This window comes from Pedobacter caeni, assembly GCF_900129215.1.
Lineage (GTDB): Bacteria > Bacteroidota > Bacteroidia > Sphingobacteriales > Sphingobacteriaceae > Pedobacter > Pedobacter caeni.
The window spans coordinates 1,020,108-1,037,579 of the sequence record NZ_FQUQ01000003.1 but is presented as its reverse complement, the minus strand read 5'-3'; the positions used below and the strand labels follow the sequence as shown (position 1 = coordinate 1,037,579).

The 17,472-nt window shown below is 40.5% G+C and carries 14 protein-coding genes; 4 read left to right on the top strand and 10 right to left on the bottom strand.

Going from position 1 to position 17,472, the window contains the following annotated elements:
• Nucleotides 1-15: 15 nt before the first annotated feature.
• Nucleotides 16-486 (top strand): hypothetical protein, encoded by a 471-nt coding sequence (locus BUC20_RS19030; protein WP_073232607.1) that lies wholly within the window; start codon nucleotides 16-18, stop codon nucleotides 484-486.
• Nucleotides 487-580: 94 nt separating this feature from the next.
• Here BUC20_RS19030 and BUC20_RS19025 read toward each other — a convergent pair whose 3' ends face one another.
• Nucleotides 581-934 carry a winged helix-turn-helix transcriptional regulator gene (locus BUC20_RS19025; protein ID WP_073232606.1) on the bottom strand — a complete coding sequence of 118 codons (354 nt, stop codon included), beginning with the start codon at nucleotides 932-934 and terminating at the stop codon, nucleotides 581-583.
• Between the two features lie 119 nt (nucleotides 935-1,053).
• On the opposite strand from BUC20_RS19025, the gene BUC20_RS19020 reads away from it, so the two are divergent.
• Complete coding sequence (locus tag BUC20_RS19020) at nucleotides 1,054-2,259, top strand: MFS transporter (RefSeq protein ID WP_073232605.1); 1,206 nt, start codon at nucleotides 1,054-1,056, stop codon at nucleotides 2,257-2,259.
• Between the two features lie 20 nt (nucleotides 2,260-2,279).
• Here BUC20_RS19020 and BUC20_RS19015 read toward each other — a convergent pair whose 3' ends face one another.
• Nucleotides 2,280-2,669, bottom strand: a complete 390-nt coding sequence (locus BUC20_RS19015; protein WP_073232604.1) for a VOC family protein — start codon at nucleotides 2,667-2,669, stop codon at nucleotides 2,280-2,282.
• 222 nt (nucleotides 2,670-2,891) lie between these two features.
• Here BUC20_RS19015 and BUC20_RS19010 point away from each other — a divergent pair, with 222 nt between their 5' ends.
• Nucleotides 2,892-3,557, top strand: a complete 666-nt coding sequence (locus tag BUC20_RS19010) for an RDD family protein (protein WP_073232603.1) — start codon at nucleotides 2,892-2,894, stop codon at nucleotides 3,555-3,557.
• Nucleotides 3,558-3,570: 13 nt separating this feature from the next.
• On the opposite strand, the gene BUC20_RS19005 is transcribed toward BUC20_RS19010, so the two are convergent.
• The 6 genes from BUC20_RS19005 to BUC20_RS18980 all read right to left on the bottom strand — a co-directional run bounded on the left by BUC20_RS19005 (nucleotide 3,571) and on the right by BUC20_RS18980 (nucleotide 11,709).
• Complete coding sequence (locus BUC20_RS19005; RefSeq protein WP_073232602.1) at nucleotides 3,571-3,864, bottom strand: hypothetical protein; 294 nt, start codon at nucleotides 3,862-3,864, stop codon at nucleotides 3,571-3,573.
• A gap of 366 nt (nucleotides 3,865-4,230) precedes the next feature.
• Nucleotides 4,231-5,574 (bottom strand): deoxyguanosinetriphosphate triphosphohydrolase, encoded by a 1,344-nt coding sequence (locus BUC20_RS19000; RefSeq protein ID WP_073232601.1) that lies wholly within the window; start codon nucleotides 5,572-5,574, stop codon nucleotides 4,231-4,233.
• 116 nt (nucleotides 5,575-5,690) lie between these two features.
• Nucleotides 5,691-8,045 carry a TonB-dependent receptor gene (locus BUC20_RS18995; RefSeq protein ID WP_084529040.1) on the bottom strand — a complete coding sequence of 785 codons (2,355 nt, stop codon included), beginning with the start codon at nucleotides 8,043-8,045 and terminating at the stop codon, nucleotides 5,691-5,693.
• Nucleotides 8,046-8,159: 114 nt separating this feature from the next.
• Entirely contained in the window at nucleotides 8,160-9,158 is a 999-nt protein-coding gene (locus BUC20_RS18990; RefSeq protein WP_159441129.1) for an alpha/beta hydrolase family protein, read from the bottom strand.
• An 82-nt stretch (nucleotides 9,159-9,240) separates the two neighbouring features.
• The gene (locus BUC20_RS18985) at nucleotides 9,241-10,329 is read right to left on the bottom strand and encodes a helix-turn-helix domain-containing protein (RefSeq protein ID WP_073232598.1); all 1,089 of its coding nucleotides are present in this window, start codon (nucleotides 10,327-10,329) and stop codon (nucleotides 9,241-9,243) included.
• 78 nt (nucleotides 10,330-10,407) lie between these two features.
• Nucleotides 10,408-11,709, bottom strand: coding sequence for a DUF5074 domain-containing protein (locus tag BUC20_RS18980; RefSeq protein ID WP_073232597.1), 1,302 nt, complete (start codon nucleotides 11,707-11,709; stop codon nucleotides 10,408-10,410).
• Nucleotides 11,710-11,814: 105 nt separating this feature from the next.
• Between BUC20_RS18980 and BUC20_RS18975 the strand changes: the two genes are divergently transcribed.
• Nucleotides 11,815-12,336 carry an OmpA family protein gene (locus BUC20_RS18975; protein ID WP_073232596.1) on the top strand — a complete coding sequence of 174 codons (522 nt, stop codon included), beginning with the start codon at nucleotides 11,815-11,817 and terminating at the stop codon, nucleotides 12,334-12,336.
• A 74-nt stretch (nucleotides 12,337-12,410) separates the two neighbouring features.
• Here the strand turns inward: BUC20_RS18975 and BUC20_RS18970 are convergent, their stop codons facing one another.
• Together BUC20_RS18970 and BUC20_RS18965 are read right to left on the bottom strand one after the other, a co-directional pair.
• Nucleotides 12,411-14,174 carry a RagB/SusD family nutrient uptake outer membrane protein gene (locus BUC20_RS18970; RefSeq protein WP_073232595.1) on the bottom strand — a complete coding sequence of 588 codons (1,764 nt, stop codon included), beginning with the start codon at nucleotides 14,172-14,174 and terminating at the stop codon, nucleotides 12,411-12,413.
• Nucleotides 14,175-14,176: 2 nt separating this feature from the next.
• The gene (locus BUC20_RS18965; protein ID WP_073232594.1) at nucleotides 14,177-17,458 is read right to left on the bottom strand and encodes a SusC/RagA family TonB-linked outer membrane protein; all 3,282 of its coding nucleotides are present in this window, start codon (nucleotides 17,456-17,458) and stop codon (nucleotides 14,177-14,179) included.
• Between the last annotated feature and the right edge of the window lie 14 nt (nucleotides 17,459-17,472).

Below are 17,472 nucleotides of genomic sequence, written 5' to 3'. Positions count from 1 at the left end.
ATCTACTTTTACCCTATGAAAAAATACGCATTTACAATTATAATTCTCTTATCTGTCTCTATTTCTTCTTATGCGCAAAAATACCTGTTACCCAATGAGGAAGCTATTTTTTCGTTCCAGACCAAAAACAACAAACGTGTCGTATTGGCAAAAGATAAAGCCAATGCTTACATCGTGTACAGATTCGGAACAGCCCAAAAGATTGAATTTGAGTTTCCCGAAAAAACAAAAGACAGCTGGACAAAATTCAGTTATTCCTTTTATTTAAGAGGTGGCGGGGCACAGAACGATGCAATGGACCTGAACTATGTTCATTTCAGCAACAAAGGTTACAAATACACCATTTACGATAAACAACCTGAAACAGGCATTACGATTACCAATCTGAAAACAAATAAGGAAACCGAGATTGAAGGAAAACCGAAAACACGCAAAGGAAATCTGATTGTCTTTAGGGACAATGGCTTATTGAAAATTACGGAATAGTGTAAGTACCAGGCTTTCCAATTTGTCTGATCAAAAAAGCAATGTACAAAAGTACATTGCTTTTTTTTTATAAAATCGTCCCACAGACAACACCCTATTTTGGCGGAAATTCAATTCCCGCCTCCTGAATCAGCTCATAACCATATTTCATAATGGTTTCAATAATCGGAATTGCTTTTAATCCTTTTTCTGTAATGCTATACTCCACTTTTGGAGGTACTACGGCATAAACTTTTCGTTCGATCAGCCCTTTTTCTTCCAGATCTCTCAATTGCGTTGTCAGCATTTTATCGGTGATGTGCGGAATGTCTTTTTTTAACTCCCCATACCTCAGAATATTCTTATGTAAACGCCAGAGAATGGGCATTTTCCATGTTCCTCCAATGTGATTTAAAGCAAATTCAATGGGCGTATAATACAGTTTTTTATCATGAAAAAATTCTGGCATAAGGGGAGTTTTGACTTTATACTTTCCTAAAAGTAAGTATCATACACAAAGGTGTGTACGATAAATCAGGTTAGCTTATTCGGCAAATTTGCACAAAAAACAACAGCTACAAAAATTTTATGAAACGAACACTTTATGTACTTGCCCTGGGTATTTTCGGGATTGCCACAACTGAGTTTGGCGTAATCGGGATTTTACCGCAACTCTCTTCTGCTTTTCATGTCAGCATTGATAAAGCAGGTTGGCTCCTGAGTACTTTTGCCCTGATTATTGCCTTATTTGGTCCGTTTATGATGATGCTGGCATCCAGTTTTGACCGTAAGAAAATACTGGCATTTGTGCTGGCAATTTTTGCAGTCTCCAACATGATATCGGCCCTTTCCCCCAGCTTCAATGTCTTGTTAATAGCCCGGATTTTACCCGCATTTCTCCACCCTGTGTTTTGGTCGATTGGCCTGGCAACAGCGGCCAACTCCGTCCCACCCGGGCAGTCTCCAAAAGCAGTAAGTATTGTATTCGCCGGATTTACCATTGCGAGCGTCTTCGGGATTCCGTTGGCTACTTTTGTAGCTGATATTTTTAACTGGCAGACTTCTTTTATATTGTCAGCGTTCATCAATACCATATCCTTTGCAGGCTTAGTATGGCTTTTGCCACAGATCCCTGCACCAGAGAAAAACCAGGCTATGGGTCAGGTCAGCATTTTCAGAAAGAGAATGCTATGGATAAACCTGGTCCTGGCCTGTTTAATGATTTCAGCAATGTACTCCACCTATGGTTATATGGCCGTATATCTGGAACAAATCACCAAAATGAGGGGTGGAGAAATCAGTCTGATGTTGTTACTTTTTGGCGTCGCAGGTGTGGGTGGAAACTGGTTGGCAGGAAAATATTTAAGTAAAAACATCGACGTCACGACTTTAATATTCATCGTGTTACTGGCCATCGTACATCTGCTTTTATTTTTCTTCGGTTCTTATTTTATCCCGATGATCCTGATGGTTTTTTTCTGGGGATTAGTCCATACCGGCGGCTTTTTGATCAGTAACGTAAACGTGACTTCGTCTGCTACCGAAGCACCAGAATTTGTTAACAGCATCTTTACCTCCTGTGGAAATTTAGCAGTTACAATAGGATCTACAATTGGTGGCTTGACGATAGCAAAAACCGGCATTCATCAGGTACCACTTACGAGTATAATTTTACTGATACTTTCTTTGTGTGTATTGTTCCTGAAAACCTTTAAAAGGTTTAGCCTGGTCTGGAATAAAGTTGTTACCGCGATTTACGGACTTAATTGCAAATCAGAAGGAGGTAAATACTGATCAGGAAAAGTTTGCAGCATTTACCCTTCGTAATTGTGATACTCCGTGATGGTCAAATAATATCCATCAGGATCTCTAAGCGAGAATTCCATTTTTGTTGAGTTTGTGTTTAGGTGAATATCTTCTTCAATAGTGTAGCCCCTATTTTCGACGTTTTGTCTTATAACATTCATATTTTCAGTCCTGAAATAAAGGATTAATCCATTTCCAGGAGTAATATCTGGATTTGCCATTGTAGGGTGCCCATGCGCGCCCCATTTATGAAGACAAATTAAAATTTCATCATCTTCAGAGACCAGAATATCAAATTCCTTTCCTCCGTGCATACTTCTACATCCAAACACAGATTGATACCATTCAGAACTGGCTTCTACATCTTTTACAGCAATTATAGGGTCGGTCTTTGTCATCGTATATTATTTTTCATATAAAAGGAAAGCTCAATTTACCATAAAAATAAAATGGCTCCAAATATATCCTGAATGAGGTGTACCATCATTATTCTACAGGTCATGGCCTACCGGATGAGCAGAAAAAAACTTGATTATGTAATTATTTTTTTCTTTATTTTTAAAGAACAATGCAGATAAGAGTTATTTTTTTACGCATTTAAATAGCTAACCATAACAAACATGTTGGTAATCTTTGGAACAAAACCAGTCGGCACAACTATTCAGCAAGGTAGCTTCTCCTGTCCGAATTGCAGAACTGAACGCAACTATTTACTGAAACGGTATAAGAACTATTTTACATTATTTTTTATTCCGCTTATCCCCATGAAGGATCTGGGAGATTCAGCAGAATGTCTGGTATGCAGAAAATCATATGTTCCAGGGTCTGTACTTTCAACATACGATGGCACACCTCAAAGCCAGGACTTCCAGCCCGACAGCCAAACAACTGTTGTAGCTAATGCTGCCCCCGGAAAACGCTTCGGCGCTTATTTTATTGATATGATTATCTTAACGATTTTAAACTTCCCCACTGCTTTCCTCATACCTGTGCTCCCAACCGGCTTACAGCAATTCCTTCAACACCGCTTCTACATTGTGATCCTCCTGCTTTGGTTTCTTTATTTTTTCCTGTTCGAATATTTTGCAAAAGGATATACTATAGGGAAAAAGATATTTTCAATTCAAACCACAAGCAATGGTGATGGGCACAATTTATCTATAAGTCAGGCGCTGGTCCGGAGTCTGATCAAAATGATTCCGGTAATACCCGTTGTCCTTTTATTTACTAAAGACAACAGGGCAGTTCATGATTACGCTGCGAACTCTATTGTTGTTCAAAAATAAGGAGACCGGGAATTCAGCTTAATTTTGAAGAAGCCCTGTATTTCAGGAATATATATCGGACAAATACTACTAAAACCAACACAAAAGCCATATCAACAATTAAATTTTCCGGATAAAAGTCACCCGCTCCCACAGATTCGCCTTCCATGTTTAAAAACCTCCCCCCTGTTCTGGAAAATCTAAAAGGGAAACCATAGTCGTCCGTTCCGTCTACATCTGCGGATAAACTGGCTGTAATCAGAGTAATCGCCCCAAAACCGAGCAAGAAAAGAACAACTATCCATGTGATGTTTTTTATTAGCTGCATATTTCCCTTTTTGTCATTTTTCTATAGATCCGAATCATTTAAATCTTTAGGCAAATTCTTATTCAGAATTAAATATATTAATAATAAACTTAGAGCTAATCCTCTGCGGGCACGCTCCGGGATTGGAAGGGAGTTGCGAGGTAGTTACGAGGTAGTTGGAAGGTTAAATAACCTTCCAACTACCTCTCAGATATCTTCCAATTACCTCCCAACTACCTTCCAACCCCGGAGAATGTACGGAGCGTTCCCGGATTTGTATCCCTATCACGTCCTGATATAGTTATACAACTGCAATCAGTTTATATTAGTTGAACATACCCCTCAGCTGTCAATTAACAGTGTCCTGGTAACCTTAATTTTAACAACTTAACTCATAGAAGGGAAAGAAATTCCTTTGATCTTCCTGAAAAGCTCTACCGCATATATATCGGTCATCCCTGATATGAAATCAAGGACACTTTGAATTTTGGAATAAGCATCCGTTTCTTTGGTCAGGAATTGCTTGGGAATCAATTCTACCAGTTTCTTATGGTATTTCGATTCATTCAGAAGATAAGCAGGAATAAACTCTTCCAGCAAGCCTCCCATTACCTGATAACCTGCCACTTCTATCTGTACTACCGACGAATAGTTATAGATTTTCTTATAGGAAATCCGTTCAATCTCCTTCATTACGGAGAGAAAAGGTTCATCAATCGCATCCATCAGGCTGATGTTAAAATCACCATTCAGAATGGCTTCCTGTTCTTTAAAGAATACAGTGGAACACTGCCAGATGAGTGTACTGATAGATTTTGCCCTCATCAGGGTAATCTTAGCATCATCATCTTCCATTTCTGCTAACCTCGCAGGCAACTTAGGGTCGTTACATAAAGGTAACAACAAGGTTTGCACTTCTTCATAAGAAAGGATCTTCAGGCGGTGCGCATCTTCCAGGTCAATGATGTTATAGCAAATATCATCCGCAGCTTCAACCAGATAGACCAATGGATGACGTTTATAGACCAAAGGCTCATCCTGAACCTTGATCAGGTCCATTTCTATGGCAATCTTTTCAAAGCCACTTTCTTCCGACTGGAAGAATCCATATTTCTTGGTATAAATGTTCTTTTTGTTATGTCCTGCCAGTGAAGCGCAAGGGTATTTGGCAATAGAAGCTAATGTAGCGTAAGTCAATGCGAAACCTCCTGTCCCCTTTCCTGCAAACTGATGGGTCAGGATTCTTAGCGCATTTGCATTTCCTTCAAAATGAATAAGGTCTTCCCATTGTCCTGGAGTTACCTGAGATTCATATTGCTTACCATCACCATCGGTAAAGTAATGAGAAATTGCAGATTCGCCGGAATGGCCGAAAGCGGGATTGCCAAGATCGTGCGCCAGACAGGCTGAGGCGATAATATTGCCGATCTCACAAAGTAAAGGGCAGGACTCATCGATATTCGAATCGTTCTCTTTGACCTTATTGTAAAAGATCGTGCCCAATGAACGGCCAACACTGGCCACTTCTAAACTATGGGTTAAGCGGTTATGAACAAATACACTTCCCGGCAAAGGAAATACCTGTGTTTTATTTTGCAATCGCCTGAACGGTGAAGAGAAAATGATCCTGTCGTAATCCCTTTGAAACTCTGACCTCGCTTCTTTCTGATTTCCTGCAAATCTATCTTCATTCCCCCAGCGTTTCGCCGATAGTAACTTTTCCCAATTCATATAATGGATTAAAATTTTTGGCCGCAATATACAAATCTCTTGTTTGTGGATCCAATAGAAAGCAAAAAGCTGCACCAATACACCTGATGCAGCTCCAGTTAATCTGAAGAATTTATTTAGTAGCTAACAGACAGTCCAAGGTTTACTGAAGTGCCCCTTCCTTTAGAATAGAATCCGGGTTGCATAAACCATTGAGCCCTTGCCGGGAAGTAATCCTGGTTAAACAGGTTTTCGATCCCAAGACTTAGTCTGGTGCTTTTATTGACCTTATAATTTCCCGCAAAACTGAATATATGATAAGCTTTAACCGCTCCTTCATTGCCATTATAAATACCATTGGCATTTTTCTGAAAACGGTTACGTGAACCAATGCCAGTATAGTTAAGGGTAAGTTCTAATACGGTAAGAGGTTTGTAGGTAACCGTTCCTGTATATTTTGGTGCAGAAATACGTCGGCCATTCAGATACATATCTTCTGCATCATCATATTTACCGTTATTGTTCAGGTCCCGTTTTCCTTCCGTATAACTGTAACTTCCTCCTAATTCCAATGAAGGTGACAAGGTATAATTAGCGGCAAGTTCAAATCCATAGATCCTTTCCGGACTCCTGCTGGTATTAAACTGATCTGTAGCGGGGTCATAAACCACTTCTATTCCTAATTTCGAAGTACTGGTATAAGCAGAGGCAGAGAACGACAATCCTTCATAAATGGTTTCGAAACCAGCTTCGTAATTGTTCACTTTTACTGCGTCTGTATTGATTTTATCAATGCTTTTCACCTTAGCATCCCTCAATGCAAGACCAATATCCATTACAGAAAAGCCTTGAGAGAAGCTTACAAAAGGACTGAATATAGCATATCTGTTATATTTTAAAGCGGCATTAAACAGATAAGTTCCATATTTCAGGTTTCCACCTGTAACATCAAATGATGGTGTAAGGGTTGCACCAGCGGCATTCGTAGTCCGCAACGTACGATAATCATCCACTTTAATATTTACACGTTCATAACGTACTCCTGTTTTAAAGATCAGATCTTTAAAGAGGTTCAGGTTTGCCTGTGCAAAAGGGGCAAGGTTATTCATGTCCATTGTTGGGACCCATATCCTGCCATCCTCAAGGGGCTGAGCAGTTTTATCCTTCATAAAATCCAGTCCGTAAGCAAGGCTGAGGTTGATCTGTGGTTCCTTAACGATCCCGGTCTGCAGAAATAAGCGTGCACCTTTTTTATCATTTGTAGCAAGCGACTGCCCGTCTCCTCCATCAAATCTGCCTAAAGAAACGTAAAAAACATCCTGACGTTTTTGATAAAATGCATCGACATTCAGATTCGTGTTTTTAAACACACTATCAATCTGATAAGACAAATGGAAATTGTGGTTATACTTTACCCCGGTTGGTTTTCCAAGCGGTTTTCCCAAAACCCCGGTTGCCTTCTGACCGGTAGCAAGATTCCCGTTAACCAATGTAAAATTGCTGTTCTGCAAGCTGCTGAAAGTGTTATAAACGAATTGGATCCGTTGATTCTTTGCCGGTGCGTAACCAATCTTTGCAAATGCATTATAGCTGTCCGTTTCTCCTAAACTATAATTAGGTCCCACAACATCCCCTTTTGAGTCCTTATACTCTCCCGTTTGTTCATAAGTTCCACTGGCCACATAATCGAACTTTCCGATTTTCCCGTACACCAACTGGTTGATGCGACCACCGGCAGAATTTTTCATATTCACCAGGGATCCGTTCAGTCCAACCTGAGTTTTCCCAGCAAACTTCGCAGCGGTATCAGGGACTAAAGTAACGTAGTTCACCAGACCACCTGCTGCACCATTCCCGTAAATTGCTGTAGCTCCTTTTAACACCTCAATTTGTTGTAAAACGGACGGGTCTATAGACCGAAGGTCTACTTCTGCATTCCTTAATGGAGAAGACTGGCTTACTCCGTCAACCATGACGAGCATTGGTCGTCCACGAAGATTCTGGCCTACATTATTTCCGGTTTGAGCTGTAGGTGCAAATCCGGGAACCTGGTTTGCCAGAATGGAACTCAGGTCAGGATTAATCGCCATTTCGGTTTCCAGTTTCTTTTTAGAAACAATGCTGACTGAAGAAGTGATGTTCCTGATGTTTTCAGGGGAACGCGTCGCAGAGATGACCACGTTATCGAGGGTATTGGTTACTGCTTCTAAAAATAAATTTATGGTGGTATCCTGCTGCAAACTGCCCAATTTTAAGCTCAATGTCTTGTAACCGATCGCATAAATCTTCAAAGTAAGCGACTGACCTTGTTTTACAAAAAGAGCGTAATTGCCATTGCGATCACTGGAGGTTTTAGTATGATCGTCCAGGGCAATTGTTGCAAATGGGATACTTGCCTGTTGGTCAGCTATCCGGCCTTGCAACTTTATATTCTGTGCATAAGCACAGAAAAATGAGAGGAATAAAATTGGAAAGAGTAAATATTTCATCATTGAATGCTTTTTTTGACAAATGTAAAAACATTAACAAGAATTAATCTAAATAATAACTATTGATTATTACTTAGTTTTACGTTGCCCTGTTTCATTGGAGATAATTACCTCAGATCACCAATGTTTTTGTAGCAAACTAAAATAGTTTAATAGTTGTGGTAGCGTAGTATTGGTCCAGACTGACCTATTGGTAAACATTCCGGAATGCCCGACATCCGACACCTTAAATAATTGCTTATTGATAAACACTGATGATACTTTTTGAGCCCAGGAATCCGGATAGGCCTTATTATCTCCATATCCGAAAAGTACAGGTTTTGAAAACCGGCCAATTCCAACGGAAAGATCAGGTTTGGTTTTTTCTCCCTGTTCAAATGCTGCTGCAGCAACTACAGCTCCCATTCTCCAGAAATCGCCTTCGATCAACGATTCGCCGGTATTACAATTTACCGTTCCTGCTGATAGCGCCATCTGATAATCGAGTAATTCCTGACTATCCGATTGATCAGAAACCAGTCCAGAATGCTCCATTCCTCTGACAGGTGCCATCCCCTGACAGGGAGCCTGTGATTTTAGGACATAACTGACAATATCCTCCCAAATCAGTCCACCTGGTTCAAACAGCGCCAGCCCCTCTATTTCCTTTGGGTACTTTCCGGCATAATAAGTCGCTAAGATTGCCCCCCAGGAATGTCCAAGAAGAATCACCTTTTGATTTGGTTTGGTTTTATACTTCGCAATAATACCCCGTAATTCGTTTACAAAAATCTCTTCTATGCTTAGCTTTTTATAATACTGCTCCTCAAATCTCTGGGATAAGCCGGAACCTACCTGGTCATAAAAGACTACGCTGTATCCATAATCTGCCAAATCTTTTGCATTCAAAAGGTAGCGGTAATCTGCACCTGGCCCACCGTGAAGACAAACAATTAAGGTATTACCAGCTTGCCCGAAAGCTTCGGAATGAAGTAACCTTCCGTTAATCAACACGGATGGTAATGATGGGTCCTGATCCACAGTTCGGGGAACTAAAGGCGTAGGTTCCTCTTTTTTCTTTGAACAGGCAAGCGTTAAAAGGGAGAGACAACAGGTTGCAAAAATTAATCTGATCATATTCATTTTTTTGATTTTTGACCAAAAGTATCCCCTGAAGTCGTAGCAGAGGTATCAATAGATAAGTTGAGACTAATAATTTTTACATTCTTTGACTCATGTATTCAGTTGGGGCCATGCCTGTAATACTTTTAAAATTGCGATTGAATGATGCTTTCGAATTAAATCCTGAATCATAAGCAAGCGCCATGATCGTATAGGTTTTGTGATCGCCTTTTCTCAGCTTTTTTAAAAAATCTTCGACTCTTTTCTCATTAATCAGTTCATAGAATTTTTTTTGAGCGATCTCGTTAATCACCCTTGATAGCAGATTAGGGTGAATGTTCAGCATTTTAGCAAGATCCAACAGCTTGAGTTCAGGGTTGAGGTAAGGCTTATCTTCATCCAACAGGATGATCAGGTTATCGTAAATTTTTGTTAAAGACTCATTGACTTCAATTTGACCTGCGTTTCCAGTTTTGCCTTTCAGAAGTTCCTCAGTCTTTTCGGCTATAATGTCCTGCTTTTTAAAAACATTGACCTGAGATATTCCGAAATAACCTAACCATATGACAAAAACAGCCCCAAAGGCAAAAATAAACCGGTCATCCTGAATGAAAATGATGACGATCCAAACCATACATAAACACATGATCTGGTACAGCAACCAGTTGAAATTTATTTTCTCAATATTTGAGAATTCTTCTTTTTGATTTTTCTTAAAGCGGATCAGCCTCATTAACGAGAGCGGAAAATAAACCAGTCCGGATAAGTAAATTCCTGCCAATTTGATAGATTGACGCACTTCATAACCTATTAACCGATCTTCTATGATTTGTATTTTGTTTTCATATGAAAAGAAGAAGAAGTCCAGAAAAAGCAAATTGAACAATACAAAGGGCAAAAAATGCAGTAAATCAGTTTTCTGAAAATTGATCGGTCTTATTTGGTACTTGACATACAAATAGATAAAGGGTCCCTGCAATAAAGAAAAACAAATGCCAGGTATGACAAGAGATGGAAACAGGAAATACTTTTGTGTATAAATCAGATAGTAGCAAAACAGGATATATCCCAAAGACAATAACCACAGTAGCAGAATCTGATCTGATATCGTTTTGCCTGGCTTTTTCAGGAGTAAAAGCACCAGGAATACTGCAATTACAATGCCTGAGGTAAGAAGGTATTCCATTGTCAATACATTAGATCATTATTTTGAAAATGGAAAGATTAAAATCTTTCCATTTTATATCATAGCCTAAATTTAATGCTATTTAGCAAAGGCAATATCAGAAATACTATACCCTGCCTTTTTTATTCTCTGTTTCTCTTTTCCTTTTTTGTCAAAAATAAACAAGGTGCTTTCCGTTTCTCCTGAGAAAATCCCCGGAGTACTTGCGATATAAACATCACCTGTTTTTGGATTTACCTTCCATGCCGAAGCAAACAAAACATCAGCATCTGCAAAATTCACAAACTCCTCTGCGGTTTTTGTCAGGGTATTGAACCTGCAAATCACACCAAGAGCTGTTTCCTGCCAGTAAATATATTCATCGTTGCCTGATGCAGTTAGAATACCATTGGCGGGTAATTTATATTTTAAAGGATCAAGTTCTACGGAATCCACGGCCTTAAAACTTTGATCCAGCTTCACAAATTTCGGTTTATTGGTAAAGCCCTGAACAGCTACCCAAACGGTTTTATTTGCTGTTTTAACCACTCCTGCTACATTCTCTTTATAAGCGTAAAGTACTTTAGCTTCGTTGTTTTCTATTTTCAGTAATTGTTTTCCTGAACCGGCAAGCATGCTATTTCCGATGTAATCCAAAGGCACAAGACTGATGTCTTTTGTTCCAGCCAGGGCTGTTCCGGAAATGGTTTTAGTTACCAGGTCAACCGGATACAAACCAGACTTTCTGCGGTTCGTTACATTCACGAAACCCGTTTTCCCGTCTGCGGTCGCGAAATGGGTAACATCGGAAATTCCGGATTGAGTAACCACATAGTCTAATTTCAGAGTTTGATCGTCAACTACGGTCAGGTGATTGGGACCATTCATGGAAGTAATGTAATAACGGCTGTTATGGTGGTACATGTTATAAGCAGCCGGTGCTAATTGTACTCCTTTATTGGCCGCAGCAAAAACATTTGTAGTCAACACTCCTTTTTCGTCTATATATGACAATTCTGAGGGGCCATCACTATCTTCATTGCTATTGCTCAATAACAATACACCAGAACCATAACTCCCAAGAACCCTAATTTTATAGGTTAAAGTGCTTGTTCCTCCTTCATTGACCGCTTTAAAAACCAGAGTATAGACTCCCGGAGTTTCTTTTTTGAATTTATAGGTTGATGAAGTTCCTATTTCCCTATCATTTTCCAGCCATTGATAGCTGTTAACTTTCCCGGATACTTTTGGATTCAGGACCAGTTCTTCATTAAATTTTGTGTTTAACAGGCTATCTCCGGCCTGTGCATGATCTACGGTAGCAACATTAACGGTGTCTTTCTTGCAAGCGGCAAAAGATAATGCCATTACACTCAGAAAGATCAGGATTCTTGACTTCATTTCTTGATTTATAGTTTATTTAAAATTCGGGCAAAGGTAAGGGATTCGTGACGATCGTCGCATTTCATTTTGACATTGTTATATTTACGCTTAATTTAATTTCGAATGACACACACAACCAAACTCGTTTTAGCTTTATTGCTTACCCTTACCCTGTCCTGCAAAACCAAAAAGAAGGTAGTTCCTACTCCTCCGCATCCGGTCGAAAAAACAACTGATACCGAACTGGATAACATAAAAAAAGACTTACCTCAGGATCAGGTAGAAAGAACCGAGGCGGGGATTAAATTCACCTTCAGTTCTGAGATCTTATTCCCTACCAACTCCTCTATATTAAATCAGGAATCAAAAAAGAGAATTGCTGATGTAGCGAAGGTAATTGGAGAAAAAGATAAATCAAGAGGAATTCTTATCGAAGGACATTCCGATAAAACCGGGGAGGCAAAATACAATCAATGGCTTTCTGAGAAACGTGCTGTTTCTGTTAAAACCTATCTGCAGAGCCTGGGAATCAATGCCGAAAGAATGAAAACTGCAGGTCTTGGTGATAGTAAACCTATTGATGACAACAAAACAAAAGAAGGCAGATTAAAAAACAGAAGGGTTGAAATTACCTTGTTAAAATAATAAAACTGATCATAAAAAGCGCTGCACAAAAGGACCAGCAAACAGGCATCCTATTGTGCAGCGCATCTTATTTCTTAATACCCCATATTCTGACGAAATTCCTTCGTTACATCCAATGTGGTTTGTGGAATCGGAAAAATCCTTCTGAATGGCTGAGAAACCGGCTTAGCGCTAAATGGCAATTCATATTTCCCAAAACGTATCATTTGCGGACGTCTTAATAACTCCCAGTAGGTTTCAAAAGCAATTTCCTTATACAGTATAGCCTCATTCATAGAAGTGATGGGCACACCTGCTGCATTTTCATAGAGTGCTTCTCTTCTTCTGGAAGTTCTCAATTTATTGATATCATCTAGAGCAGGCCCTGATTGCCCCGACCGGAGATAGGCTTCTGCCCTCATCGTATAAATTGCGCCCAAGCGGAATAATGGAATGTCTACATTGCTGCTCCCATTTCCTTCTTCCGGGTCAAACTCATACTTAAAGACACGTACTCCACGATTGATTTGGTTCTGGGCAAATACAGCCTGGGTTGGATCATTGAAATTGAGTTCCGGAGTAAAGTCCATACGTGTACCAGTGCTTTTTTCCATAAACAGCTCAGAAACTTTAATACGCCCCTCGGGAGTCATCTCAAATCCTCCTGAAGCCGTTAGTATCGGACCATATTGTGGCCCTGCCATCAGCCCGCGATTGAAATGAAACCAAGGCAGGTTCTTCTTACTGTTTGGGACGATATCTTTTGCAGGTACACTACCTGTAGCATTGTTCATAAACCAGGTTCCATCAGCATACTGATATTTTCTTGAAAACCGGGGATCATCATGGTTTCCCTCCCAGCTGGCATAAAACTCAGGACTGATGCAAGCTGCATTCGTGCCTCTGTTCTCAGGAGAAGGTCTTTGATTTCTTTCCACACTGACATAGGCAAAGGAGTTGGACCCGTTTCTGATGTAATCTATCTTCTGTGTAACCACAAAGATCAGTTCCTTTCCACCAGAATTATTGATAGAAAAGTTATCAAAATAATTACTTGCCAGCTGGAATTTTCCGGAATTGATGAGCAATGAAGTATAATAGATCACCTTGTCCATATCCGTTTCATTCCCATTTACAGACTTCTCCAAAAAGTTAAAAGTTGCTGCATAACGGTTTTTGAATACCGCACGGTTCAGGTACATATTGGCCAACAAACCATAAGCTGCCTCTTTTGTAAACCTGCCATTGTGTGTAGATTTTTCTCCAAGTGTAGCAAGAGCAGGAATCAGGGCTTCTACCTGCAGAATCAGTTCATCTATAGCCGGTGCGGCCTGTTTAATCTCTAAAGGGCCATTTTCTATTGCAGGGTCACGGTAAGGTGCCTGGCCAAACAGATCAAGGGTAGTATAGGTATAAAAGGCGAGTAAAGCTTTCGACTCTGCCAGTAAAAGCTCACGCTGAGGATCGGTAGAGTTGGTAATCGCCTTGATCGCATTTAACGATCTTGTGATCCCGTTGGTCAGCATATTCCAGTTATCGGTAACGATGGCATTGTCGGGAGCCCAGGTAAACTCATGCATAGACCTCCATTTCCCTCCATCTCCCCAGTCGCTTCCACGTGTAGGCAGCAGGGCTTCATCGGTGGTATACTCCTGTAAGGAAAATACAGCACCATGGTCCACAAATGTTCCTTTCCCTAATCTGTCATAGGCAGCGGCTAAAGCTCCGGCCGGACTTGAAGCTTCTGCACCCAGAACTTCATCCAGGACAGCTTCATTTAATTTTGTACAATTGGTCAGAAACAAGGCTCCAAGTAGAAACAGGATGTTCCTGGCTTTTAATAGTTTGTTTGTTTTCATCTTTATAATTTTATAGTTGCGCCTAAGAGGAATGTTCTTGCAGTGGGATAACTGGAATAGTCAATTCCCAGTGATTGGTTTCCGCCGCTTGATTTAGGGCTGTTGATCAATGGATCGTAACCACTATAGTTGGTAATCGTGAATAAGTTTTGTCCGGTCAGGTACAGACCTAAACCATGAAGCCAGGTCAGCTTATTAATTTTAAAGTTATACCCTAAACGAGCGGAGTTGAGTCTTAGAAAATCTGATTTTTCTAAATAAAGAGTAGACAACTGAGGTGAGTTGGCAGGGTTCGCGCCAGAATCAAAGTATTTGGCAGCCACATTTCTATCTGAAGCCAGGTTATTGATATTCAACGCATTTAATCCCGTATTATTTACCAGATATCCTCCGCTTTGCCCGATAATTGAGAAAGAGAAGTCAAAATTCCGGTAGGTCATCTGGCTGTTCAAACCATAAGTAAACTTAGGCAATGCCCCCTGGATAATGACACGGTCATTGTTATTGATTACCCCATCATTGTTCACATCCCTAAAGATATTCCCTCCTTTATCATTAAATCCAATATGCTCCAACAGGTAAAATGATCCTGCCGCATAACCGCTTTTATAAATATTGGCTGCAACTCCGGATTGGCCGGGTCCGGATATTGTTCCAGACAAGATTTCAGAAACCGGCAGGTCTTTGATTTTATTGGTCAGTGTAGCTCCATTCAGATCCAGGGACCAGGAGAAATGGTCATTGCTGATCAGTTTGGAACCCAGCATAAACTCCAAGCCCTTATTCACAATTTTACCATCAATATTTACCCAAACTGTATTGGTAGGACTCAGCACCTGAGAAGGAATGTTCAGGATCGCATCGGTAGTCGTCTTATTGAAATAGTCCAGTGTTCCATATAATTTCCCCTGCAATAAGGAAAAATCAAGTCCGACATTGTATTGTGTCACTACCTCCCACTTTAAGTTTGGATTTGGTGTTCTCGTTACCGAAACCCCGTTTACCAGGTTCAGGTCATCGTTAAGATAGTAACCGTCTACCGGAGAAAGTGCATAACTCGCTTTGGTGAGTTTGTTTTCCACCTCCTGGTTGCCCGTCTGTCCCCAACTCGCCCTTAATTTCAGTTCTTCAACCACAGCAATCTTTTTCAGGAAATTCTCCTGTGCGATATTCCAGCCTAATGCAAAAGAAGGGAAATAACCATACTTGTTGTTTTCTCCAAAACGGGTAGATCCGTCTGCGCGTACCGAAGCAGTGAAAAGGTATTTATTATCATAAGTATAGTTTAGCCTGGAAAAGAAGGACTGCAACTCGTTTTCCTGTGCAAAACCAAATACTCCACTTTGTTTACCGGAAAAAGCGGGATTGTTTTCAGGTAAAACACCTGTACCCAGTCCGCCTATTCCATCAATATTAAAACTGTTTCCGCTTCTTTCAAACTTTTGATAAGAGAATCCTGCGAGCGCTTCCAGTTTATGTTTATCTTCCAACAGGCTGTAATTCAGGTAATGTTCCAGCAAAGTACTTTTTGAGTCCATATTGTACTGCACATACCTGCCGCTTGGGTTAATGTCTGTCAGATTGGGAAAGATCGTCGTATTTCTTTCCGCTGTCGAGCGGTCCAGTCCGAGGTTGAACTTATATTCCAGACCTTTTAAAATCCTGAAAGAAACATCCACATTTCCCAATACCCTTAATGTACGTGTCAAATCCCGGTATACACTCAATAAATAAGCAGGGTTATAATGGGCATTCATCTTGAAGTTGGTGTATTTACCATTTCCATCAAATACAGGTCTGGTTGGATTGGCCATCAGGGTATGAATGATCAACTGTCCGTTTGAGCCCCCATCATCACTGGTTGGCACTCCATGATCTCTGGTTTCACTTGCCGTAAGGTTTACCCCTACTTTCAGTCGCTGGTTATCCAGAAATGATTCTGAGGCATTGATCCTTGCCGAAGTTCTCCGGAAATCACTGTTCTTTACGATTCCCTGCTGATCCATTTGCGCCGCAGACACATAATAATTACCTGAATTGGTCTGTTTTGAGAACGACAGGGCGTTATTTCTGGTTTTGGCTTCCCGGTAAATCACATCCTGCCAGTCGGTATTTCCACCATGATCAAAAGCTTTATCCGTCAGCGCATTTCTATATTCATCTGCCGTCAGGACCTTGAGTTTATGAGCAACCCTGGAAAGGCCAAAATAGGAATCTGCGGTAATGCTGCTTTCTCCTTTTTTTCCTTTTTTGGTGGTCACAATTACGACCCCGTTAGAGCCTCTCGCACCATAAATCGCAGCGGCAGAAGCATCTTTCAGCACAGATATAGATTCTATATCACTGGTGTTTAAAAAGTTCAATGGATTTTTCGCTTTAGAGGCACCGAAACCTACGTTTTGTCCGGTTGGACTAACATCATCGTTGGTTAAAGGCACCCCATCCACTACAAAGAGCGGCGTGCTTCCACTCCTAATCGAGCCTACCCCACGAATCGTGACATCTACACCACCACCTGGTTCACCGCTGCTGCTCACCACCCTCACACCTGCAATTTTTCCCTGCAACAGGTTATCTGCCGAAACGACTACCCCTTGTCTGAAACTTTTCTCATCCAGCTGGGTAACCGCACCGGTTACATCTTTCTTCGTTTGCTTTCCATAACCAACAACCAAGACCTCCCCCAGACTTGAGGCATCGGGTTCCAGTTTAATCGTCAGCAGATCGCCATCGATGGCCACAATTTTGTTCTTATAACCGATAAAGGATACTTCGAGCGTTTTACCTGTAGTTATCCTAATTTCAAATGCACCTTCGGTATTGGTGACCACCGCATTCTTTGATCCGGATTCTTTTACGGTTGCGCCGATCAATGGCAGGCTGTTTTCATCAAGGACCCTTCCTTTAACCGTCTGCTGGACTGCGACTTTCTTTACTACTGTCTTTTCTTTTTTATTCTTGCTGATCAGGACAATCTTATCCAGGATATTATAGGTAAAATCTGCCTTTTCTGACAAATCTTCGAGTATGGTTTTTAAGGGTTTGGTATACGTAACATTATAAGTGTTCTTATCGGCGATTATTGCTTCACTATAACTGAATTTATAGCTGGTTTGCTTACTAAGCTCAGAAAAGATGTTAACCAGTGTTTGATTTCCTGCTTTCGCGTTTTTTCTGAAGTGACTGTTAACCAATGTTTTTGAATATGTTTCAGGAATAACCGAGAAGACAATCCCCAGAAAACATATTATTTTCAGATTAAAAAAAGTATATTTATTGTGCATATTTAAGGTATTAA

Excerpts from the sequence above, each read along its gene's own strand:
- BUC20_RS19030 (WP_073232607.1), top strand. The coding sequence starts at position 16 with ATGAAAAAATACGCATTTACAATTATAATTCTCTTATCTGTCTCTATT.
- BUC20_RS19025 (WP_073232606.1), bottom strand. The coding sequence starts at position 934 with ATGCCAGAATTTTTTCATGATAAAAAACTGTATTATACGCCCATTGAA.
- BUC20_RS19020 (WP_073232605.1), top strand. The coding sequence starts at position 1,054 with ATGAAACGAACACTTTATGTACTTGCCCTGGGTATTTTCGGGATTGCC.
- BUC20_RS19015 (WP_073232604.1), bottom strand. The coding sequence starts at position 2,669 with ATGACAAAGACCGACCCTATAATTGCTGTAAAAGATGTAGAAGCCAGT.
- BUC20_RS19010 (WP_073232603.1), top strand. The coding sequence starts at position 2,892 with ATGTTGGTAATCTTTGGAACAAAACCAGTCGGCACAACTATTCAGCAA.
- BUC20_RS19005 (WP_073232602.1), bottom strand. The coding sequence starts at position 3,864 with ATGCAGCTAATAAAAAACATCACATGGATAGTTGTTCTTTTCTTGCTC.
- BUC20_RS19000 (WP_073232601.1), bottom strand. The coding sequence starts at position 5,574 with ATGAATTGGGAAAAGTTACTATCGGCGAAACGCTGGGGGAATGAAGAT.
- BUC20_RS18995 (WP_084529040.1), bottom strand. The coding sequence starts at position 8,045 with ATGATGAAATATTTACTCTTTCCAATTTTATTCCTCTCATTTTTCTGT.
- BUC20_RS18990 (WP_159441129.1), bottom strand. The coding sequence starts at position 9,158 with ATGATCAGATTAATTTTTGCAACCTGTTGTCTCTCCCTTTTAACGCTT.
- BUC20_RS18985 (WP_073232598.1), bottom strand. The coding sequence starts at position 10,329 with ATGGAATACCTTCTTACCTCAGGCATTGTAATTGCAGTATTCCTGGTG.
- BUC20_RS18980 (WP_073232597.1), bottom strand. The coding sequence starts at position 11,709 with ATGAAGTCAAGAATCCTGATCTTTCTGAGTGTAATGGCATTATCTTTT.
- BUC20_RS18975 (WP_073232596.1), top strand. The coding sequence starts at position 11,815 with ATGACACACACAACCAAACTCGTTTTAGCTTTATTGCTTACCCTTACC.
- BUC20_RS18970 (WP_073232595.1), bottom strand. The coding sequence starts at position 14,174 with ATGAAAACAAACAAACTATTAAAAGCCAGGAACATCCTGTTTCTACTT.
- BUC20_RS18965 (WP_073232594.1), bottom strand. The coding sequence starts at position 17,458 with ATGCACAATAAATATACTTTTTTTAATCTGAAAATAATATGTTTTCTG.